This window comes from Carboxylicivirga linearis (assembly GCF_018271995.1).
In the GTDB taxonomy this organism is placed as follows: domain Bacteria; phylum Bacteroidota; class Bacteroidia; order Bacteroidales; family Marinilabiliaceae; genus Carboxylicivirga; species Carboxylicivirga linearis.
The window spans coordinates 13,171-35,646 of the sequence record NZ_JAGUCO010000035.1; the positions used below are offsets into that span (position 1 = coordinate 13,171).

26 protein-coding genes are annotated in these 22,476 nt (G+C 33.6%); 4 read left to right on the forward strand and 22 right to left on the reverse strand.

Annotation, left to right across the window (positions count from 1 at the left end):
* The first annotated feature begins 7 nt into the window (after positions 1–7).
* The 3 genes from KEM10_RS22155 to cobA are packed head-to-tail and all read left to right on the forward strand — an operon-like array spanning position 8 to position 2,429.
* Positions 8–238 carry a DUF2061 domain-containing protein gene (locus KEM10_RS22155; protein WP_212219964.1) on the forward strand — a complete coding sequence of 77 codons (231 nt, stop codon included), beginning with the start codon at positions 8–10 and terminating at the stop codon, positions 236–238.
* 20 nt (positions 239–258) lie between these two features.
* Positions 259–741 (forward strand): precorrin-2 dehydrogenase/sirohydrochlorin ferrochelatase family protein, encoded by a 483-nt coding sequence (locus tag KEM10_RS22160; RefSeq protein ID WP_212219966.1) that lies wholly within the window; start codon positions 259–261, stop codon positions 739–741.
* Between the two features lie 26 nt (positions 742–767).
* Positions 768–2,429 (forward strand): uroporphyrinogen-III C-methyltransferase, encoded by a 1,662-nt coding sequence (cobA, locus tag KEM10_RS22165; protein WP_212219968.1) that lies wholly within the window; start codon positions 768–770, stop codon positions 2,427–2,429.
* An 84-nt stretch (positions 2,430–2,513) separates the two neighbouring features.
* Here the strand turns inward: cobA and KEM10_RS22170 are convergent, their stop codons facing one another.
* The gene (locus KEM10_RS22170; protein WP_212219970.1) at positions 2,514–2,996 is read right to left on the reverse strand and encodes a Dps family protein; all 483 of its coding nucleotides are present in this window, start codon (positions 2,994–2,996) and stop codon (positions 2,514–2,516) included.
* 129 nt (positions 2,997–3,125) lie between these two features.
* On the opposite strand from KEM10_RS22170, the gene KEM10_RS22175 reads away from it, so the two are divergent.
* Positions 3,126–4,073, forward strand: coding sequence for a hydrogen peroxide-inducible genes activator (locus tag KEM10_RS22175; protein WP_212219972.1), 948 nt, complete (start codon positions 3,126–3,128; stop codon positions 4,071–4,073).
* Here the strand turns inward: KEM10_RS22175 and KEM10_RS22180 are convergent.
* The 21 genes from KEM10_RS22180 to KEM10_RS22275 form a co-directional block, all read right to left on the reverse strand.
* Positions 4,070–6,124 carry a hypothetical protein gene (locus KEM10_RS22180; protein ID WP_212219974.1) on the reverse strand — a complete coding sequence of 685 codons (2,055 nt, stop codon included), beginning with the start codon at positions 6,122–6,124 and terminating at the stop codon, positions 4,070–4,072. The two genes, KEM10_RS22175 and KEM10_RS22180, sit on opposite strands and share 4 nt — an antisense overlap.
* 124 nt (positions 6,125–6,248) lie before the next feature.
* Positions 6,249–7,250, reverse strand: coding sequence for a 2-hydroxyacid dehydrogenase (locus tag KEM10_RS22185; RefSeq protein WP_244826112.1), 1,002 nt, complete (start codon positions 7,248–7,250; stop codon positions 6,249–6,251).
* An 84-nt stretch (positions 7,251–7,334) separates the two neighbouring features.
* Positions 7,335–8,546, reverse strand: coding sequence for a cation:proton antiporter (locus KEM10_RS22190; RefSeq protein WP_212219976.1), 1,212 nt, complete (start codon positions 8,544–8,546; stop codon positions 7,335–7,337).
* A 198-nt stretch (positions 8,547–8,744) separates the two neighbouring features.
* Entirely contained in the window at positions 8,745–9,371 is a 627-nt protein-coding gene (locus tag KEM10_RS22195; RefSeq protein WP_212219978.1) for a YdeI/OmpD-associated family protein, read from the reverse strand.
* Positions 9,372–9,416: 45 nt separating this feature from the next.
* A complete protein-coding gene (locus KEM10_RS22200; RefSeq protein ID WP_212219980.1) occupies positions 9,417–10,034 on the reverse strand; it encodes an outer membrane beta-barrel protein in 618 nt (205 codons plus the stop codon).
* Positions 10,035–10,118: 84 nt separating this feature from the next.
* Complete coding sequence (locus KEM10_RS22205; RefSeq protein ID WP_212219982.1) at positions 10,119–11,195, reverse strand: transglutaminase domain-containing protein; 1,077 nt, start codon at positions 11,193–11,195, stop codon at positions 10,119–10,121.
* 120 nt (positions 11,196–11,315) lie between these two features.
* Positions 11,316–11,801, reverse strand: coding sequence for a hypothetical protein (locus KEM10_RS22210; protein WP_212219984.1), 486 nt, complete (start codon positions 11,799–11,801; stop codon positions 11,316–11,318).
* 35 nt (positions 11,802–11,836) lie between these two features.
* Positions 11,837–12,736, reverse strand: a complete 900-nt coding sequence (locus tag KEM10_RS22215; RefSeq protein ID WP_212219986.1) for a T9SS type A sorting domain-containing protein — start codon at positions 12,734–12,736, stop codon at positions 11,837–11,839.
* A gap of 50 nt (positions 12,737–12,786) precedes the next feature.
* Positions 12,787–13,347, reverse strand: a complete 561-nt coding sequence (locus KEM10_RS22220; RefSeq protein ID WP_212219988.1) for a GNAT family N-acetyltransferase — start codon at positions 13,345–13,347, stop codon at positions 12,787–12,789.
* 120 nt (positions 13,348–13,467) lie between these two features.
* Positions 13,468–14,262 (reverse strand): formylglycine-generating enzyme family protein, encoded by a 795-nt coding sequence (locus tag KEM10_RS22225; RefSeq protein ID WP_212219990.1) that lies wholly within the window; start codon positions 14,260–14,262, stop codon positions 13,468–13,470.
* Positions 14,263–14,429: 167 nt separating this feature from the next.
* On the reverse strand, positions 14,430–14,849 hold the full coding sequence (locus tag KEM10_RS22230) for a hypothetical protein (protein ID WP_212219994.1): 420 nt from the start codon (positions 14,847–14,849) through the stop codon (positions 14,430–14,432).
* Between the two features lie 87 nt (positions 14,850–14,936).
* On the reverse strand, positions 14,937–15,389 hold the full coding sequence (locus KEM10_RS22235) for a hypothetical protein (protein ID WP_212219997.1): 453 nt from the start codon (positions 15,387–15,389) through the stop codon (positions 14,937–14,939).
* Between the two features lie 118 nt (positions 15,390–15,507).
* Positions 15,508–15,921 carry a hypothetical protein gene (locus tag KEM10_RS22240; RefSeq protein WP_212220000.1) on the reverse strand — a complete coding sequence of 138 codons (414 nt, stop codon included), beginning with the start codon at positions 15,919–15,921 and terminating at the stop codon, positions 15,508–15,510.
* Between the two features lie 127 nt (positions 15,922–16,048).
* On the reverse strand, positions 16,049–16,813 hold the full coding sequence (locus KEM10_RS22245; protein WP_212220003.1) for a hypothetical protein: 765 nt from the start codon (positions 16,811–16,813) through the stop codon (positions 16,049–16,051).
* A 135-nt stretch (positions 16,814–16,948) separates the two neighbouring features.
* Positions 16,949–17,431 carry a hypothetical protein gene (locus KEM10_RS22250; protein ID WP_212220005.1) on the reverse strand — a complete coding sequence of 161 codons (483 nt, stop codon included), beginning with the start codon at positions 17,429–17,431 and terminating at the stop codon, positions 16,949–16,951.
* Positions 17,432–17,567: 136 nt separating this feature from the next.
* Positions 17,568–18,200, reverse strand: coding sequence for a hypothetical protein (locus KEM10_RS22255; protein WP_212220007.1), 633 nt, complete (start codon positions 18,198–18,200; stop codon positions 17,568–17,570).
* 21 nt (positions 18,201–18,221) lie between these two features.
* On the reverse strand, positions 18,222–18,344 hold the full coding sequence (locus KEM10_RS24595; RefSeq protein WP_262897948.1) for a hypothetical protein: 123 nt from the start codon (positions 18,342–18,344) through the stop codon (positions 18,222–18,224).
* A gap of 35 nt (positions 18,345–18,379) precedes the next feature.
* Positions 18,380–19,813 (reverse strand): TlpA disulfide reductase family protein, encoded by a 1,434-nt coding sequence (locus KEM10_RS22260; protein ID WP_212220010.1) that lies wholly within the window; start codon positions 19,811–19,813, stop codon positions 18,380–18,382.
* A 201-nt stretch (positions 19,814–20,014) separates the two neighbouring features.
* The gene (locus KEM10_RS22265; protein ID WP_212220013.1) at positions 20,015–20,737 is read right to left on the reverse strand and encodes a porin family protein; all 723 of its coding nucleotides are present in this window, start codon (positions 20,735–20,737) and stop codon (positions 20,015–20,017) included.
* Positions 20,738–21,106: 369 nt separating this feature from the next.
* Positions 21,107–21,289 (reverse strand): hypothetical protein, encoded by a 183-nt coding sequence (locus KEM10_RS22270; RefSeq protein ID WP_212220016.1) that lies wholly within the window; start codon positions 21,287–21,289, stop codon positions 21,107–21,109.
* A gap of 166 nt (positions 21,290–21,455) precedes the next feature.
* On the reverse strand, positions 21,456–22,004 hold the full coding sequence (locus KEM10_RS22275) for an SMI1/KNR4 family protein (RefSeq protein WP_212220019.1): 549 nt from the start codon (positions 22,002–22,004) through the stop codon (positions 21,456–21,458).
* Positions 22,005–22,476: the final 472 nt, after the last annotated feature.

Here is a 22,476-nt window from a genome sequence, read left to right on the forward strand (position 1 = left end):
CAGGGCTATGAAAGAGAAAAGATATAGAAGTATTGTTAAAACCATTTCGTGGCGAGTTACCGGCACCATCGATACGTTTCTGGTTTCTTATTTAATAACCGGAAAAGTGGGAATAGCTGCCTCTATCAGCGGTGTGGAAGTGTTTACAAAACTCCTTCTTTATTATCTGCACGAACGGGTGTGGAACAGAATTAAACTGGGAAAAGAAAAGATGGCTGATCCTGAATATCAAATTTAATCATCTAAATACAATGAATTATGAACTTTTTACCTGTTTCCATAGATATAGAGCGCGAATCAATTTTGATTATTGGAGGAGGCCATGTGGCTATTCATAAAATTGAATCACTCGAAAAATTTACGCAAAACATTAAGGTGATTGCTCTGGAGGTGGTGGATGAAATCAGAGAAAGAGGTTTTATTGATATTGTGGAAAAAGCATATGAGCCGCGTGATTTAAAAGGCCATTTATTGGTTTATGCAGCCACCAATAATCATGAATTAAACAGTCAGATACGAGCTGACGCCCTCAATTATCGTTGTCTGGTGAATGTGGTGGATAAACCATCGAATTGCGATTTTATCTCACCCGCTATCTATAAAAAGGATCCTATGACGGTGGCTGTAAGTTCAAATGGAGAGAATGTGTATGCGGCTATTAATTGGAGAAACAAAATAAAAGAATTAGGTGAGAATGGAGAACTGCCCGAGGTGAAAACCAAGGAAGAGTCACGTTTCTAAGTAATAATCATTTAAATCGTCCTGTTATGTACGAAATCATTTTAAAAAGTTACCAACCGGTTGCGGACAATGTATTGCCCGAGATAGAATCGGCTTTATCTGATAATGCCGTTATTCAGTGGAATAAAGCAAATGCGAAAAAGCGTTTAGGTACCGAGGAGCTTATGATGTTGTACCTGGGCGATATTGATCTGGTGTTAGTGCACTGGAGTAAGATAGATGTTGTATTACCTAAAGAAGTGAAAATTCAAGCTGTCCTCAAAACAGAAGGTGATGAACCTTTGGTGTTACTTTCGTTAAAGGATTTACCGTTTGATTTTTGGTCTATCGATCAACGACGTAATTTTGGGAAGGTACACATAGTGGGCTTTGGTCCGGGGAATCCTGATTTGCTGACTATTAAGGCTCAACGCCTGTTGCAGGAGGCTGATGTTATTTTCTACGATGACTTAATTGATCATTCCTATCTCGATTTATTTAAAGGAGAGAAACGTTATGTTGGTAAGCGTAAAGGTCAGCATAGTACCCGTCAGGATAATATTAATGAGTTGCTCTATCAATCGGCTTTGGCTGGGAATAATGTGGTGCGCATTAAAGGTGGCGATCCGCTCATTTTTGGTCGGGGAGGAGAGGAATATCGATATTTAAATCAACGGTTTATTGAGGTTGAAATTGTACCGGGTATAACCTCTGCATTATCGGCAGCTGCTGATGGTGTTATACCTTTAACTTGCCGCGGGGTAAGTACCTCCGTTGCTTTTGCTCTCGGACATGATGCTATGAATAATAAATTGCCCCAGGCTGACACTTTGGTGTTATACATGGGGGCAGCACAGCAACAGCAATGGGCTAAAAGACTTATTAAAGAAGGTTGGCCTGCCAATGTATCAGTAGCTGCAGTTCGTAATGCTTCATTACCTGATCAGGAGATAAGAAGATATACGCTAGGTCAATTGCAAAATGAAGAGGATTTGTTACCAGCTCCTTGTTTGGTAATTGTGGGGCATACAGCTACACAAGATATAAAATCACTGGGACAAAAATGGTTATACACAGGCTCTGATATTAATGATTACAAAGAGGTTGGTATGGTTATTCATAACCCGATGATTGATATTTATTCCAATAAAATTACACAGTGTCAGATTGATCTGCTTTATAATCTTAATACCTATGATCGTTTGATTTTTGCCAGTCCGTTTGCTGTTAAAGAGTTTTTTAAAGCTTTATTTGATCAGGGATTAGATGTGCGTCATCTCGCTGGACTGAAGATATCTTCCGTTGGGACTTCAACATCTGCAAGATTAAAGGAGTTTGGTTTAAATATTAAGCCCGAAACATCAGAAAACAGTGCAGAAGCTTTTTTGGATAAGATGAAAAAAGATCAGGTCAAGGGAGAGAAGGTTCTTATACCCTGCTCCAATAATCGTTTTGAGATTTTACCGGAGGGATTGCGATTGCTTGGAAACAGAGTGAAGGAAATGTGTTTGTATGAGAATCAAATTCCGGATAATGCGGTTCGCCATAATCTAGATGAATTTACAGGGGTGGTATTTACTTCACCAACAACCATTCGTCATTTTTTTGAATTCTACGGATCTTTTCCAGATCATTTGAAGGTAGTTTGTAAGGGAGATATGGCTCAACGGTTATTTAATGAATTAAAAAACGGTGTGTTGGTTGATTAAACATACATGTAATAAAAAATAGAAAGAGGATGCCTCAATTTTGGACATCCTCTTGTTTTTCAAGTCATGTTCTATTGTACGGTCTTATGATCTGCTTAACCATGATTGTAGCATCCACAATACTTTTTCCTGTTGGCTGATGTAATCAGTCAGTAGAGTTAAGGTACCTTCATCTTCTGCATCTTGAGCTGCAGGCAAAATGGCTTTTTCTAACCGAACAATGGTAGCAAGGTTTTCTAAAGTGTTTTGCATGCAATCTACTCCGTTCGATACATCCTTCTGTTGAGTGATTTCACTGTTTTCGATGTAATCATTGAAGGTATGCAGCGGTGTGCCTCCCAGGGTTAAAATTCGTTCAGCAATCTCATCAATTTTAAGAACGGCATCATCATATAATTCTTCAAATTTTGTGTGAAGCTCAAAGAACTTATCTCCTTTTACATTCCAGTGAAAACCTCTCAGGTTTTGATAGTATAACTGGTAGTTAGCTAGTAGTCCGTTTAATTGATTTGAAAGATTTATGCTTTGTTCGTTTTTCAATCCTAATAATTCGTTCATTGTTTTCATAATGCTGTGTTTTATTGGTTTATATTCTTGTTTCATTTTGTTGTTACAAATATATTCTGCCTGACACTATCAATCAAATAGATAAATTTTATCTTTGCATCAATTATATTTATATAAATTGAAATTCAGATGCTTGGACTTAATTTGCAACAAATAGAATATTTGGTAGCCGTTGATAATTACAAACAATTTACGGTTGCTGCTGAAAAATGCTTTGTTACACAGCCTACTTTAAGTATGCAAATCAAGAAGGCAGAAGAACAATTGGGGCTTGTTATTTTCGATCGCTCAAAACAACCCATTGTTACCACCTTGTTAGGAAAAAAGATTGTGGATCAGGCTCGTAAAATAATGAGTGAATACAATCGTATGGAAGAGATTGTTCGTGAGGAATCGGGCAGGATAGAAGGTGAATTAACGGTTGGTATTATTCCGTCTTTGGCTCCGTATTTATTACCTCGTTTTGTGGGGCAATTTAAACGCGAAAACCCAATGGTTTCTGTATCATTTAAAGAAATGGTGACAGAAAATTGTATTGATGCTCTGGAGCATGATTTACTGGATGCTGCTATTTTGGTTACACCATTGCATCAGCATGGTATTGTAGAGGAGCCTCTTTTTTACGAAGATATTTTGATTTATGCCCATCCGGAGCATACTTTATATAACAGAGGTCACTTGAAGACCGAGATGCTCGATTCTGATGGCTTATGGTTGATGGATGAAGGTCATTGTTTTCGTTCACAGGTGTTGAATCTTTGTGAAGTAAAAGAGGAAATGCGTAAGGACTTACCGGTTAATTTCGAGAGTGGATCGTTAGACACCATACGTAAACTGGTAGATGCAGAAGGAGGATATACCTTACTGCCTGGTTTGGCAGCTGAAGAATTACCTTTTGAAATGCATCGGAATATAAAAGAATTTGAATTACCAGTTCCGGTCCGTGAGGTCAGTTTGGTGTATTCGCGATCATTTTATAAGAAGATTTTACTGGAGCGACTAACTGACTCAGTTAAGAAACAGGTACCGGAAGAAATGTTGGATAAATCAAGAGGATTAATTGTGGAATGGCGTTAAGGTTTATTTATATATTCCCAAAGAATCTTAATTTGATGTTCTGATAACGGATAGGCTATTTTTAATTCGTCAACAGAAACCGCAACGTTTAAGGCTTTTAATAATGAAAATCCTCTTAGAGCAGAAAGATAATTGTTGTTAGCCACAGAACTTTTTTGAATATTTAATTCTTGTTTAATGTGAATAGGTAATGCTGAAAGTTGGGTGGGAACAGGATCTGTAGAGCTCTTTATGGTTACAACTGCAGTATCGCCATTAATAATGATTTCAGCTTTGGCAAAGCGTTGTTCACCTAAATGGGTAGTTGGAAGTGAATGTTCTCTCTTTCTGTTTTTATATCTTTTAGGACTATCGGATTTTAGTATCAATGGTTGAACTTTTAATTGAACCATAACAGTATTCAATGAATCCCATTGAATGTTTAATGAATCATCGGGTTCAATAGTAAATTCATCAGGATGGAAATAATGAGTGAAAAGAAGGGTGTCATTTTTGGTAATGTTAACTTCTTTTGATTCTATATTGGGTGCTGTTACATTATTAACCAATAATTGTACTTCGTCGCGTTGCTCACCTTGTAAACTATAAGAAGCCGATAATAAATCTATTTTAACTTCCTGCGTTTTAATGGAATCAGGAAACACCAGATCCTGAGTTCTACTATTAAACCAAACTCCATCGGAATAGGTGTATATATCATCCTTTTTTGTCCAATTCTGCGGATTAGGGCCTAAGGAGGCTTCCATCTTCTCAACTTTAAGCCTGGCGTTATCCAATTTTTTATATTCAGCAGTAAGTTTATCCTCCAGGTTCTTAATGCGTTTTTCTTTATTGGTAAGGTTGGTAAGGTTACTTTCAATTAAGTTGCGACGATAATTAATAGCTGCTTCCGGCAAAGGTGTTAATTCTTTCAGACTGTCAATCTCCAGCCCAAGAGTCTCCAGTTTGGTTTCAATTTCTTGTTTAGTTTGATATTCCTTGTCTAATATGGTTAACAGAGAACTCTCAGCCTGTATCTTTTTCATAGGCTCATCAATTAACTTCTCACGTGTTTGATTGATGCGGTCGATAAATGAAATTCCTTCTCCCTGTGACGGATCTGGTGATAATTCCATTGAATGGAAATCAGAAAAAAGATGATAGCTTTTATTATTGGATGTTACTACCACCAAAGGTTTAAAAGATGAATTTAATCCCCATAAAGAGAAATGAAAAGCCTTTCCGTCTTCTTTACTGAGCTGTATAATTCCACTTCGCATATCTTTGGGTTTCACTTCATCGTTGTGCGATCGGAGCTCGTAAGTGAATAAACCAATGGCTTTACCATACCATGGTTTATCTATCTCTTCGGGATGAGGTTCTGCTTCGTATAATAATCCGGCGGTACCACTTCCTTCACCTGCGGCAGGCATCAACAAATGATTGTATTGTTTATGGGGATTTATGCGATGAAAGAAATCTTTACTTCGGTTACTAATGATTTGGTTAATATTGACTCGCCATTGATTCATTATTCGTTCCTGTTCTTTGGCTTTCAACTTTAAATTGTTTAGTTGTTGTAGCTTTATTTTTAAGGGTAACGACGGATGAATGACAACAAACAATACCTTGTCTTTCTTTTTCTCTTTTATCTTAGCAGGTAATTTGTTTTGAAGCGCTTTTTTTAATATCAGATATAAACTATCTGATGTATTCTTTGTATTGACAATGGCTTTTAATTGTTCATTCAGTTCGTAGATAGCAAGTAGGGTAGAAGCTTCTGCAATCAATCCGGGCGCTGCTTTACTAATATTTTTCCATTTAATGAGTAAAGAATCAGGATTGTTTATTTGGTAATATTCAATGGCATTATAATCGATATATGACTTATATTTAGATGTTTGTCTAAAAGGTTCTTTATCAAAAATAAAACAGCTTTGAAGATTACGATTCAGTACAGGAGTTTTCTGTACAATGTGATAGAGATATGCTTTTTGTTGGGCAGTAAATGACTGAGCATTTATTGAGAAGAAAATCAGATGTAAGGTTACTAATAAAATTAGGCGGCGCATTGGTTTTGCTGTTTGACTCGTGAAGATAATAAATCAAATAAGTCATTCAAATCGTTATGTTTATCCATCATCAAAAAAAGCCCCTTGATGCAAGAGGCTTTAAAAATATTGAGTTGACTAATATTTACTTTGAAGGTTCTTTGGGTAATACAATATTCGGACTTTTTCCATCGTTAAAAAACGATTTAACATTCTCGAAGGTAGTTTCAGCAATATTCATGGTTGCTTCTTTGGTAAAGAATGCCTGATGGGCTGTAATTAATACATTAGGAAAGGTTTGTAAACGTACAAATTTATCATCCTGTATTACAGACTCTGAATGATCTTCAAAAAACAATTCTTCTTCCTCTTCGTACACATCCAGACCTAAATACCCCACTTTTCCTTTCTTCAGTCCGGCAATAACGGCTTCTGTATCAATTAGCGGACCACGACTGGTATTAATTATCATTACTCCGGTCTTCATGGCTGCTATGGCATATTCGTTAATCATATGAAAGGTTTCGTAGGTTAACGGGCAATGCAACGAAATAACATCACTCTGCTTGTAGATATCTTGCAGTTCAACATACTTTAAACCATCCTTTTGAAGTTTTTCGTTTGGAAATTTATCGTAGGCTATAACATTGCAACCAAATCCTTTAACCAGATTAATAAATATCTCACCAATTTTACCTGTTCCAATGATACCTACTGTTTTACCGTGCAAGTCAAAACCCAATAAACCATCCAGTGCAAAATTACCATCGCGTACTCTGGTGTATGCTTTATGGAATTTTCTGTTTAGACTTAATATCAATCCCAAGGTGTGTTCGGCAATGGCATAAGGTGAATAAGCCGGAACTCTTACCACATTCATATCGTGCTGTTGTGCCGCTTCAATGTCAACATTATTGAAACCTGCACATCGCAGAGCCACCTGTCTAACGCCGTTTTCCTTCAGTCCTTTAATGATTTCTTCATCAATGGTGTCATTCACAAACACACACACTACATCAAAACCTTTAGTTAGTGGTATGGTTTTGTTATATAGGCGGGCTTCGAAGTAAGTAATTTCGTATTTATATTTAATGTTAAGTTCGTTAAAAGAATCAACTACCCACTTTCGACTGCTGAAAACAGCCATTTTTATTTTTTTTGTTTGTGTATTCTCCATGTGTCTTTCAATAATGAATATTTAATCTGTTGATGTAATAATTAATGGTTGAGGTTATTCAATCTCACCTGCTTTTTTTAATGAAATACGAGAGATCAGTGGTCCTGTTATTTCATGAATTAAGGCAGCGCCAATAACAACGCCAATAATGGTGGATGCCATATCTTTGTATTCCGGCGATTTAGTTAATAGAATGGATAAGCCAATAACAATACCTCCTTGAGGAATTAATCCTCCAGCTGCATATTTCTTCACTTTCGGGTCTGTTTTCATAAGCGATGAACTGAAGAAGATTCCTCCGAATTTGCCTAGTGCTCTTGCGATAATATAAATGGCAATAATGGAAGCACTTCCGGCAACAGATGAAAGTTGCAGATGTAATCCGGACAGTGAAAAGAATATTACAAAAATCAGCTCATCAGTATAGCGTTCAATCAACCTAAATATCTTGTTTGATAATGGATTAAAGTTGATGGTTACAGCTCCCAATGCCATGGTTGCTAATAAAGACTCGAATCCAAAATATTCCGATATGCCGTAAGTCAGCAATATCAAACCAAATGTTAAAACAATAAGCGATCCTTCGGTTTCTTTCTTTACTAATTGAACAATTCCGATAAACAGAATTCCAACCAAAGCACCTATTAGCAAGGCAAATCCAATGTCTATGCCCATTTCTATAAGCTTATGTCCAAGTTGAATATTGGTATTACCCAAAAAGTAGGGTGCAAAGGCAGCTACTAATGTGTAAATAATAATTCCAGCCAAATCATCGAATGCTGCAATTTGTAACATAGCGCTACTAACAGGCCCTTTGGCTTTATATTCGTGTATTACAGCAAGTGTTGCTGACGGATCGGTAGGAGCAGCTAACGAGGCCAATAACAAGCTTACAGCAATAATGATATAGAATGAAGTATAAAGATTAGTAAAAAAGTACAGCCAAACCAACAGGAATATAAATACAGAGAAAAAGGCAAATAACGATTCACTAACGGTTAGCCATATAACTGATTTACCGGTTGCTTTCAGATTTCTGGCTGATAGGCTTCCGCCAATGGAAAAGGTTATGAATGACAAGGCCATGGTTAGTAAAGGATCTGTTTGACCAACAAAGTCGCTGTTCATAACGCCTGTCACATCAGGATTTAATAAGATGCCTGCCAGAATGTATCCTGATATTTTAGGTAATTTGATTTTTTCGGCTAATTCTCCCAGGATAAAACCTGTGAATATAAGTATGCCGATACTTAGAATGATATTCATAAGCTCTGAGTTTTCTTCATTAAATGCGATAAGGTTGTTTTATCTCCAAATTGTAATTAGAAGTTGGTAGGCTTCTAACATCGATTGTCAATAAAGGAGTATCAAATTTATATTGCTTCAGAGACTTGGCAAATTTAATTCTGTTAAAGTTTCTTTAAAGAAGATGGATAAATGTAAAGGAAAATGGATGCTAATGAATTAATCATTAATACCTTTTCCTTTTAATATTTTCGGAATATATTTTTCAACTCTTGCTTTGCGGGTTTTTGATTGTTTGGCTTTTGAAAAATACCAGAGATAAGCTTTTTGTCTTCCGGGTGTTAAAGCTTCAAAAGCTATTTTTAATGGAGGAAACTCATTTAGTTTTAACTGAAACTCTTCAGGAATACTAATTTCTAACGGTTGGTAATTAATTTTTAATCCTGCTTTTTCTACCTCAATAGCTTCAAAAATAGTGGCTCTGATAATGTCTTCTATCTTTAGTATTTGAGCAATGTTTGTAAAACGAAACTGACGAATGGCCTGAGAATTCTCGCCGGGTGAAATCAATAGTTGATGAGAGTTAGATAATAAACTGCCTTTGAAGAAACTGATACAGCAATGGTGTTTAAATGCGATAACCATCAGAATATTCTTTTTCTGAGATGTATAACATGGCATACTCCATTTATAGTCTTCGGTTAAACCACAGCTCAATACAATGGCACGTAATTGGTTTAGTTCTTTATGCCAGGTATGTACTTTACAATCAGGTGTGCCACCTTTAGGGCAACGCATACAACCCTCCATAAGGTACTGATCAACTTTTGGATTTAAACCGTTCATAGAGTAGTTGATTTGCTATTTAACTTTTAATTCTGATGAATTGTACTAAAAAAAGTAGCTTGCACCAAAGCTAAACGAATCCATGGATAAATTGATTCCAAAATCATCACTACTATCTTTGTTTTTATTTTCTCCGGTATATGTTTCGGTTTTTGTATTAGAATAATATATTTTTCCAAAAGTGGTTTTTAACGCCCAATGGTTATTAAGAAAATAACTAATACCTGGTTGACCGGAAATACCTATTGTTGAAGAATTAAATTCGTTGTCATTAAAATCTGTCTCTTTACCAAATCCAAATGATAAAGTAATATTGGAAGTAAAGTAGAAGTTTTCAGATATTTTATAATAATGCGAGAAATAAGGGTTGATAGAGAATGAGTTGGAGTTGGCTTCTTGATCATCCAGAACCTTCATTTTTGTATTCTGATAAGCCAAACCAATACCTAATAAGGATGTTTCATTAATAAATCGACCAAATTTAGGTTGAATACGAAAAGTGTTTGTCTTGGATTCTACATTTTCAGCAATGTAATCGATCCATGTTAGTGAGGAGTTTGAACTATAGCTTAAATTTCCTTCCAATACATAAAGACTTTCATTTATTTGAGCCTTTAAGAGTATTGGTAGTAATAAAAATATTACGCTTATTATTTTATTCATTTGATTTGAATTTATTTTTTACCCTTAAACTATTGGATTTTGCTTGTGACTTAATAACAAAAATGATCTTTCAGATTGCTTTTATCATATCCTACTTTTGTTGTTACTTATTGAATAGTTTAATTTATTTTGTGTGTTTTCATAAATACTAATCATCTCAGCAACTTCAATTCGCAATTGCATTATTTGTTTCCTCTGAATAGAATCTTTCGAGACTAAATTCTGAAAAATCGATTCGGCCTCATAAAATTCTATTCCGGCTGAGTTAAGTAATCTTCGCATTTTAGTCAAGTCAGATTGAGTCTTGTATAAGCGATCCGGATGATTAGTATAATCTACATATGTATTATATTTTTCGATTGCTGTATTAAAAGATATTTGACCAAGCTTAAATTTATTAAGTGTGACCTGTTCTCTGATTAAGTTATTTAATTTGCCATTCTTCATCATTCTCCTGGTTGTAGCATATAATTTATCAATTTCATTTAAACCTTCAAATACTTTAATAGAATCGTGATAATTGAAATTAGACATTAGCTCAAGTTTTGAATAATCATCCGAATAAAAATCATTGTTGTTGATTGGATTATTCAGACATTGCCATATTGGATCAAAAGGCATATGGTCTTTTATAAATAGAGCTGGTGAAACTAAAAACTTATCATTAAAGTAAGGGTTAAACATATTATTCCGAATATAACCAGCATCCCATGTTGCATCTATACAGAAGTAGGTTGAGTCTATGTGAACAACATTCCAGGCATGACTTAAATTAGATATTTCACCCTCTGAAGTTTTTGTATAGCCAAATACGGTATAACATTCTATTCCTGATGCTTTGCATAGTTGTTGTAATAAATCGGCATAATGCTGGCAGACTCCTTTTTTATTTTCGATTGCTATATTGGCAGATTCTTCCGGTGAAGGAGATGCTGGAAGCTTAAGAAATACATCGTATGCAATGTTATGGGTAATCCAAATATACAATGCCCGGAGTTTTTCTTCGTCAGAATTATAGTTTCCAACCAGGTATTCCGAAATCTCTTTAACACCTGTTATTGTATCAGGGATAACTTTTGATTGAATATCTATGTATAAGTAATCATTCTCAGGCTGTGCATTGTGTTTAATAAATACATACCCAATAAAAATTATACCCAATAAAAGGATAGTTTTAATTAGTTTATCAGTGCTTGTATTTTTTTTAGATAAGTGTGCCTGCTTCATTTGTATGATGATAGAATGAGTTTTTAATATTGAAAGATTCCTTTCTGATGTGAATTAAAAACGTAAAGTAAGGCCCAATCCATTTTCATTCACCGATAATCGTAATTCCTTGTTATCCCAAAATGAACTTGTTTGTAAGCCATTGTTATAGGTGTCAACAGCTTGTTTGGCCTTTTTATTAAAACTCTTACTAATTGGAATAGATACAACTATTAATCCGGCACCTATGCCTGCCATTGTCCAGTTAGGCTCTCCACCGCCCAAGGCAGAACCTAATGGCCAGCCAACCATAAAACCTCCGGCAAATCCAACAATACTTGCCAAAGTATAACTCGACTGTGCTGATTTAATCTCCTGATAAGCTTGTGCATTGGATTGCATGGTGTTAACCAAATCTTTTACTTTCAGCCTTTTTTCTCCCTGATAGAATTGATATCCTCCAAAAGTTTTTTCGATACGAATTGAATCTGCAGTGTTTTGTCCAATTGTGAATGTTATACCTGCCAACAATAAGACCATTAGTGTGAGTAGTTTTTTCATATTTTTAAATTGAGTTATTTAATAGGTATTTGATTTTAGTGAATTATCTTTTTAGATATCAAACCTTTATTGGTTTCAATACAGATTATTACAAGCCCTTTCGTTTTTAGTTGGATAGTGATTTCTTGCGAAGCATTAGTTGAAACAGTCTGAATTAAAATACCTTGAGAATTATATACTTTTATACTATTTATGATAAGGTTGTTTTTAGCCGTAATCTGTAAGCTATTGTTATCATGAAAATATTGTAATGTTTCCTCAGTTGCGTTATTATTTATTGAAGTTATTAAATTATCACAATCAGAATAGTTTTCACTTATGTAAATGAGCTCATCATTCACAGTCAGGCAAACCAGGTTTTCTTCAACTCCACAGCAGTTTTCGCAAGTGGGTATTTCGGTATAATAAAATGGTTTTAACAGGCCGCCACTACTTCCAATGCCTTCAATCCAATATTGTCCAATTGTCAGGTAGTCGTCGTTCTGAAATCGAATTCGTTTATGCTTTGTTCCGTTTATTTCAACTGAATCAATTTCCTGAACATAAAAGGTAAGAGGATCTTCTAAATTGTACATTTGAATTGTAAAGCTTTCTGTAATTCCAAAGTCATAAAGAACAAACTCGTTCTGGAAAGTATTATTCTCCATTGGTTTGTAATAAACCAAACATGAATCCTGTCGAATGGCACCCATCGTTCCCCAGGAATCAGTGGTTATTACTTGATAAGTAGTATCGTTTAATACAGTATCGTTTTTAGCGTACAAACGATTATACTCCCTGTGATAATTTCTTATTTCGGGCATGAATTCATCCGCCCAACAGTTTACGGTTTCTGTTTTCCATACGCCTGTTTCTAGAGGAAGTTGATCTGAACTTTGCGCACATAAAGGCAAAGTCACAATTAGTAGGATAGAGGGTAATATTAATGTTTTCATTAGATTGGATTTGGTTCAATTAACATTAATAAATATACTAAAAATAAACTTTATAGTTTCTTGCGCATCACATAATAATCATCATATTCTTTTATGATAGTAAAGTTGTTTTTGTGATAAAGTTGCAAGGGACCTCTGTAATGTCCTTCACACGAAAAGTCTCCTTTGCCCGGGTAAGCCTCTATATATTTATAGTTTTGCGAAGAGTAATCAGAGCTGATTTGATTGAGTATTTGTTGAGCTATCCCTTGTCTTCGGTACTCAGGATGAATTAGAAAACAAACAATGGAGCAAATCTTATCTTCATTGGGATTAACCAAATCGTAGTATTTTAACAGACGTTGATATTGATTACGGTCATTGGTATTACACCATCCTACTGGTCGATTGTTTAAATAGGCAAGGTAACCAGTCATCTTACCTTCTTTTACAAAATCAATAACCGACTGTCGGTTCTTTTCTTTCTGCCATTCTTCTTTGGAGCCCGTAAAATGAAACGAAAAACAATAGCAAGCCGACCAATCGGGGTTTTCGTCGAACACCATATTATCGAAAAACCAAAGGTAATCATCTAAAGTTTCAATGGTTAAGGGTTTGATTTGGATGTTCATACTCTATGGTAAATAATGCTATTCAAGAGTTCATATTAATATACTATTACTGAGGGAATCCGTTTTTGAACCCCCTCGTTGATCCGCTTTAATATTAAAAACTATTACTGGTAAAGCTTACTAAAGCTCTTCAACAAGCATTACCACCCGAAAACCCACTCTTGGATCAGGTAACTGATAATCTTGTGTTTTATTAACAACGCATTCATCAATGGTATTATCCCAGCTTCCCCCTTTAATTACTCCATTGTTGGTAATTTCTGCTACATTGCCAATCATATCGTACAGCCCCAGTTTATTAGATTTGTAATTACCTACCTGGCTGGTATATAATGATCCGTCTGCATTGTAATCGTATTTATTTGTTTTAGACCACTTGTTTTCAAATTTTACATTGGCGCAATACGCTTCACTTGTTGGTTCATAAGCAAAGCTACCATACCAGGGTAAGTTATGTCCGGCTAAAACAGATGACATCTGAATCCATTCTTGCTCATGCGGAAGACGAAAAACAACCTTTTTATATTTTCTTTTTAATTGCGAATTATATTGTTCCGTTAGCCACGAGCAATAATCTTCTGCTGCTTCTTTTGTGATATTTACAACAGGATAATTATCAAATGCTGAATGGACAAAGTAATTTTCTACCATGGGTTGATTAAAGCTATTAGGAAATTTCTTCATCCATAAGGTAGTATCAGGATAATTCTTTTCATATTCCACAATATTCCTTGTTTTGATATCCTGTAAATATTCCTTGAATTCTTTATTGGTCACTTCATAGCTTGCCGCATAAAACAGATGTGACACTTCTTTGTATTTCTTATCTGAATCTTTACGTTTGGGAGTAGACGAATTAAAGACTAATAGAGCCATTAGGCTGGCCACGACTATATTAATTTGGGTTATTTTCATTTTAAAGTGGTTTAAAATATTTATTTATACTTACGATTATCAATCAGTGGTTGAATGCCAAGGTTACCATAGGTGCGAATAAGGTGGTTTATTCACTTTTGTCATGTTCCGAAGAATTGTAAACTCTTGCGATAAAATATAATGTTGTATTCAGGTTACTGGTACTCTTAGTCAAGTATGCGTTTAACATCTGAGTAAATCAGTTCCACTCCGTTGGTATCTTTTTCAATATCCAACACTAACCCCTTTAATTCTGCACCTCTATAACCCTTGCCTTGGGTTTGTTTGATCCCTTCTAATTTATTCCAGTTTCTCACAAGAACCTTTCCTTTAGCGCAAAGTGAATCATTCTGGATGTTTATAATTATATATTCATTTCCATTCTCTTTTATATAGGAGTCAAACCAGTATTTTAAATTCTTTTGTCCATAATGTTTAATCTGAGCCACTAATTCTGTCTTATATCTTTCAGAACCTACATCATATTTGTCAAAAATTGGGTTCTTGTTTTCGCAATTGGGCCGATCGCATGAGGCTAGCATTAAAGCAAGTATTCCTACTGAAGTTACATTAACAATTAATTTCATAGCTTACGTTTTGGGTTTAAGTATTATCTATAACGTCATATAGCATTCTTATATTGTTAAATTTACCGTAGCAGATGAAATATAACTTTAATTAAACCAGAAGACTTCACATCTGCACTCAATTAATTGTTTGTTTGAAATTACATGATTGATGGACGAATTTTGTTTTTGATTGGGGCCAATATCTCCGATATACAAAGTCTTAATTTCTTTAGTGTCGTTATCATATCTAAAATGAAAATCAATTTCAGTATCATATGCAATGCTTCCTCCAGTATTCTCGATGCAATAATTAACTGTATACATATAAGTATGCTTCACATATTGAGCCATGTTACCTGTCCAGGTTTCCGGATCGTTTATATCAAAATCCGGATTATCGGGTGTATAAACACCATTGGGTAGATTGAGTGTAACATTTTCATATGTTTGAATAAAACTAATATCGTTAATAGATATATCAGGTAGCGAATTTTCTGTACATGCGAGAAAAATAGAAACTAAAAAGAAATAAAATAATACCTTACTAAATTTCTTCATTTACTGTGTTTTATTGATGGCTTCTTGAATGGATTTATTTATAGGCTTACAGCTAACTTTGCACTCTTGAAATTAGGTGCAGTCTGTTAATTGAATAAAAATATGAAATGTACTTACCTTATTTAGACCAAGGCGTTTTGCCGGGTTCCAGATTTAATTCTTTCAATAGTTTATTTAACTCACCAAGCGAATCTATGTCAATAAATGTAGTATCGATTTTCAATTCTTTTTTGATTGACTTTAAGGTGTAAACTCCGGCAAATAATTTGATTGTATGTATGTCGTTCAGATTTATTTTCTTTCTGAATTCATACAATCCATTTTTCCGTATGGTTCCGTTTTCAATAATCAGGTATTGATTTCTTAAATCATATAAGAAATGTCCAATATATAAAACTGCAACCACTGCATAACCAAAGTCTGTCCATTGATAGGTATCCTTTGTTAAAAGAATCGTCATTCCAAGAATCATCCAAAACAATCCTAAAATAAGATTTGTGTATAATCGTGTTCTTTTCAATTTTATTTTCATCTTTAAAGCAGGTTAAATTGTATAATATGTGTTGGTTTTTCTCGTGTACATGCTAATTTTTTTAAGTGATGGTGTAAGGGGCAGGCTTCCACGCCATACTTTATTTACTTTCACTATGACTTAAAAACTAATTAAATCTATACTCATATTTTTTAATGGGTTCATTATTGACTGAACAAGTTTTTATTGTTGGGTATCCAAAATCATTATATTCATATTCAAAAGTTGATACTATTTCGGTACCATTAGAATATGTTGTAGAAGAACTGATTATATTATTTTTAGTTTTAGTAATTGGGGAAGTCATATAATTCAACAGTTTCTCAGGATTCTTTTTATCGTCGTAATAATAGGTTACGGTATAATCCAGTTCATTCTCTGAGTAATGTTTTATTTCAGTAATGTTATTATTTTTCCAGGTGTACAATTCATAATCGGATTGCTGCCAATCCTCATTTTCTTTTTTATAATAATAATTTACTCTCTCGCACTCAGAGTTGGAATTATAAACATGGATAACCTTAACATCTCCGCTACCCCATTCTTCAATAAAAGGAAAGCACTTGGTTATAGTGTCTGTGTTATATTGTAAGGTAAAATAATGATATAGCCCACTTCCATTATAGCTGTTATTCCTTATAAGTTGCTTCCATTCATCATATTCGTTAGTATAGTATAATGTACTTCCGGTATAACTATATTTAATTAGTAACCCATCTTTATTATAATCAAATACTAAAGTGTCGGTGGTACTTTCATTTACTGTAATTAGTTTTGATAGTTCAATCGAATTAAATGTTTTATCTAATTGATCTTTTTCGCACGAAACAATTAAAATCATGATAATAATTCCGATAGCTAAATTAAACTGTTTAATTCTCAAAGATTTCATTTTGCTGTTTTTATAGTTAAGTAATAAGTCCAATATCATTCGTGAAAGAGTGAACAGGCTTTAAACTTTGTGCCAATGTTTGCTGGATGAGCCGACAGAGTCATGCTTTATTTCCAATGGGTTCGGTACAGTACTTTATATTTTTTGCTTAAAAGTAGATTGAGCAATTTCTGTAAAATGTTCCAGGTCGTCTTTAGTTCTAAATTTAAAAGTCATAGATTTCCTTCCATTAAAAATATTGAGGTTCGTATCTGACTGTTTAATTGAAATTTTATTCCACGAATGTTTTCTTCCAATATAACTCTTCTTAATACCTTTTTTGTCCGCCAAAATGTAATTTTGAGGTGCAATAAAAATGTTAATAAGGTTTGTTAAACCAATGGCACTCCAAACTATTAAGTAAACATAGGATTCTTGAATTTTGTAAAAAACAATTGCAAAAAAGATACTAATAAATATTCCAAATACATTTATCCATGCAAATGGTGTGTATTCCTTAAGTTTGAAAACTTTAATTTTTCCTTTTTTTAAATCATTCTTGAACTTAATAAAAAGCAATAATCTGATAATAAGAATTGTCAGAATGATAAAAGTTAACAATAGAATAAACGTATTCATATTTAATGGTTTAGGTTATGAAATAGTGTTGTGTCCAACGTTTGTTTGGCGTTCCAATCAAGCCATGCTTTATTTCCAGCTTGGTAGTGGCTGGTGTTTATTCATTATCTATAGTTTTAGAGGTCATCCTATGTTTTTAGAAATAATAGCCTACTCCTAAACTAAATGAGTTCATACTAAAACTAAACCCAAAATCAGAGTCTTTAAGTTCTGGTTGCTTGCCTTCAACTCCTTCGGTTATTTTTTTATTAGTTCTTTGGTAAAATAAACTTCCAAAATTTGTTTTTAACGCCCATTTATCTGATAAAAAATAACTAATTCCTGGACGAGCATTGATACTGTAAGTAAATATATCCGTTGTATAGTAGTCCTCATTTGATTCCTGCCCGAATCCTAAAGCCAAGTCAATTGTGGTTGTGAAAAACAATTTATCTATAATTTTTTGATAATTACGAAAATATGGGTTAAATGAGAACAAATGTTTTTTAGATTCATCTGGAATTGAATTAGAACGTTCATTTTTAATGTATTCAAATTCAATTCCAAAGCCTAAAACTGACGATGAACTAACGAACCAACCAATTTTTGGACTAATTACGAATCTTTGACTTTTGTAATCGTAGGTCTCAAGATTATAATAATAAATATCTTCATACTCAGATAAAGTATAACTTAGTTGTCCACCAAGCTCTATCATTCCTTTTTGTCCTTGTGCAGTTACATTAATTGCATTTGCTAATACAATAATCAATATTAAAAGATTTCTCATTCTGTATAGGTTTTTTGATTTTTAAAGTGTTTTAATATTTTGTGTTTTGTTGCCAACTTTTACCGCATTCTTTCCATCTTCTTTGTCATAGTCGCGTGTCACCCGATAGTAGACTAAGGTGTCAGGACGAGGCGGACGAGCCATGCTTTATTTTCAGCGGGTTACCGCCCATTATTTATTCATAATTGTTTCTCTAATTCTTGACTATTTGATGGTCTAGGTGCATCATTATTAACAATATTGCCTCCCTCATCAATGATTAGGTATCGAGGGATACCATACCATCTTTCAATTTTTTCTTTTAAGTCAGCCTCTAATTTTTCATTTGCACGAATATGATTTCCTTTGAGATTATAATATTTAATCATATCCTTCCATCTATCCTTATTTTGGTCACTATCCAAGGAAATATATATAATCTCAACGTCTTTATTTTTTAATGTTTCTTTTAACTTTTCATTGTATTCAAATTCTTCTTTACAAGGACCACAGGATGTAGACCAAATGTCTATATAAATTTGCTTTCCTTTTAATGGTGATATGCAGTCCGCAAGTGAGTTAATATTTTCATAATTATCTAGAAACGTGTATTCTTCGTTAGAATCAGCTGCAACTTTTTTATAAAAATCTTCGATTTTACCAATGCTTGGTTGGATATAACTTATGTATTTACTGTCGGAATATTTGGTTTTAAATTTCTCAGATAAGTTTATAAGTTCTTTCTCAAATTTCTTTTGTTTTGCTCTTGATTGAATGTAAGTCGCAGAATAAAACTCTAATATTTCTTTCGGTAAAAGACTTTCTGCAAGTTCAATGTTATAAGAATGAATAAGTCCTTGTTCTCTTTTTTCTTTTCTGATTACACTTATTGAGTCATAATCAAGTTTTGTATATAAATTATACCAAAATGCTAAGCCCAATAAATCATAATAGTAATCAGCTTTTCTAGTTGTAATATTGGTCAAAAAAGTATCTGAAACGGCATTTCCCCACATTTTCATAATATCATCAGGAGTTGGTTCATTATTTCGGAGATGAGTAACATTTATTCTTGAAGCAAGCGAAGAAAATGCCAAATTATAATAAACCTGTCTATCTGTTCTTATTAAATTACGAACTTTCTCAGAACATTTTATTTTGCTTAAGTCTTGGAGTTCTTTCTCTAAATTAGTTCTTAGTGAATCATAGATATTTTGATAATCAGAAATATCTTCAGGAAAGAAGCCATATGCATTAGGATGTGAGCTTGCCAAATTATCATAGAATTGTTGAGCATCGCTTTTATTCACTAATTTGATTGGCTCTGGTTCGCTGCCAATCTCAATTTCATATATTTTTTCGGGTTCTATGATTATTTGCTTATAACCAAAATTTGATTTGAAGCTAATGAAATATGGTTGGTCAATCTTTAGCGATATTGTAAAATGGCCTGTAGAATCAATAATAACTGAATCTTTAAACCAATTATTATAATTCTCATTAAAAGTTGCAGAATATAAAAGCTCTGTAGTCTTTTTGTCTTTTACTGTTCCTTTTATAGTTACATTTTCTTTCTTAGTGTTGCAAGCACTTAATGTCATTGCAAATAGTAGTAAAATCTGTAGTTTTTTCATTTCTTTAGTTTAATGGGTGGTAACGTTTGCTGGATGAAGCCGTGGCGCGTTAGTCGTGGTGTCGTGTCACCCGCTAGGGGGACTAAGACGGTAGACTAAGGTGTCAGGACGAGCAAAACGCGCCATGCTTTATAATAGCGAGTTGTAAACATGTTGTTTATTCTTTTATCAATTGCCAGAACTCAGTTTCTACTTTTTTATTTATAATTTTAGTCCCAGCCCTATTTGTATACTATAGTTTTTCCATTCATGTGCCGAACTTTTGTTTGATAAATCGTTAGTTAATACATTTTTTAGTCCATAATTAAAACGTGTCAATATCACTCCATTTAAACCTTTGGTTAGGTTTACTTCATAATCAAGTTGTAATAAAAGACCATAATCAATTGATGTATAGTCCTCTTTTATATTTGTGTCATAATTATACTTCGTTTCAAATATTTCCGGTTCCATTGTTATAATTCCCGTAGTATCAATATATGATGTGCCTTTTTCAACAGCATCTATTATGAACCCAATATATGGACCTGCAGAAATTGAAATCGGTATTTTGTCTGTAATTCTATAATTAAACAAAACTGGAATATTAACATAAGAAGCAGATAAGCTCCCTTTATTTTCAAACCTTCCAATTTTATCAATAATACCTAATGAGCTATAACTGTAATTAACACCCGTACTAATTCCATATTTATTATTTAGATTACAGGAAACTAAAAACTCAAGAAAATATCCAATTTCAGAATTATAATTAGTTTGTGGATGGAAATCAAAATTTGTTGAATACTCAATGGTATTTTCATATGGAATAGATAAAGTAGTTCCAAAGTCAAATTGATAATTTATCTTTTTACAATCTTGTGAATAGGTTTTCCCCAATGATATAAGTCCTAAAATTTGAAGTATTAATATATGCTTTATCATATGTGTGTGTCTTGTGTTTTAGTATTGGTAATGAGTGGTAGCGCTTGAAGGACGAGGCGGACGAGCCATGCTTTGTTTCCAGCGGGTTGTAAACATGTTGTTTATTCTTTTATCAATTGCCAGAACTCAGTTTCTACTTTTTTATTTATAATTTATGTCCCAGCCCTAATTGTATACTATAGTTTTTCCATTCATGTGCCGAACTTTTGTTGTTATAAATCTTGATTGCGTTTTTAGTTGCTTTACCTGCATACTGCATATTAGAGAAGCATTGATTAAGGTAAAATTCATATTTGTCTTTGTCATATTCTTGTCAGAGGATGAGAATCTTTATCGATGAATGTAGAACATTTCACCTTATTTCAGAATCTATTTATTTTTTTTTAATAACCGAATTCCAATAGCTGGAAATGCTATTGCAGGAAAGACTAATAAAGTAATTGATTCATTTTCAAATTCGTAAAAATGAAAGCCTTTTGCGCTTAATAGAATTATTGATACTAAACCTAAAATTATAAAAAAGAATCCTGTAAGCTTATAGTATTTTTTCATAGACCTTAGTTTTGTTATTCTGTTTTTACTTGTTGCTAACGTTTGCCGGATTCTCTTATGCCTCATTAGTCGATGTCGTGTCACCCGATAGGGGGACTAATATAGTAGACAAAGGCGTTAGGACGAGCAAAACCAGCTATGCTTTATTCCAGCGGGTTGTTGTGCGTTATTTAATGTTTTTCATTATTTCATGAATCATATCATAAAAGCTATTAGCTAAATATTTTTCTGAATCAGATTGCTCATGGTCCCATACGTAAATTTGAAATTCTCCGTCTGAATTCAACTTGGTCGTATTAAAACATACCAATCCCCAATCCTCATAGTCAGCAAATGGAATTAACCCTCTCTCTAATACATCTTCTTTTGGCCACCCATCAAAAATTTGTTCAAGCAATACTTCTTTCCAACTGTCAGACATATGTCTGAATAGTAATATTGAAGAAAGGTTTGCTAGCTCAAAGAAGTGTTTATATTTTAAATAATATTTGTAGGAGTCAGGATATTTGTAGCCTATTTTATTTTCTATGTATTCTAAATCAGAGTCGGTTACAGTTGATTTAATAGGTTTCCATGCTAGTTCGTCATTTCTTTCGGGCTTGGCTTGGTCAACCATCATGCTAGGTACATCTTCCTTATCAAGGTAGAAAATATCAAACTTTGGACTTTTTAATCTCTCAATTGATTCGTCTATAAATTCTTCAATTATTTTCATTTTAAATTCTATAAGGTTTGTCTGGTTTAATTGTGCTTAACGTCAAAATTTATTTTTTTTAAATCCATTTTGAATTTGAATATTAGCTCAATAATTCAATCTTGCCTTTTGCGAGAATGCATTACGTTGAGTATATGCAAAGTAGGCGATTGCGGGCTTCAAACTTATCAAACCGTTGAGAATTCGAGGCGGGCTACAACCCTTGAATTTACTACTATTTCGCCTATTTTGTATATACATTGTACACTACTTACTTTTTATTTCTTGATATTGCTTAATGGTTCATTAACTGCCTATTAGATTGTTTCCAATTTCGTTATATTACCCAAAATTCATATATTTGACATGTATTTGTATGTTAGAAAGTATATGAAGCGAAACATACAAAACACCCAGTAAATAAAGGGTTGTACAATATAGTAAAAAAACGAAAAACAGTTTGTATGGGAGCAAAAGTTAGTACGTCGATAGT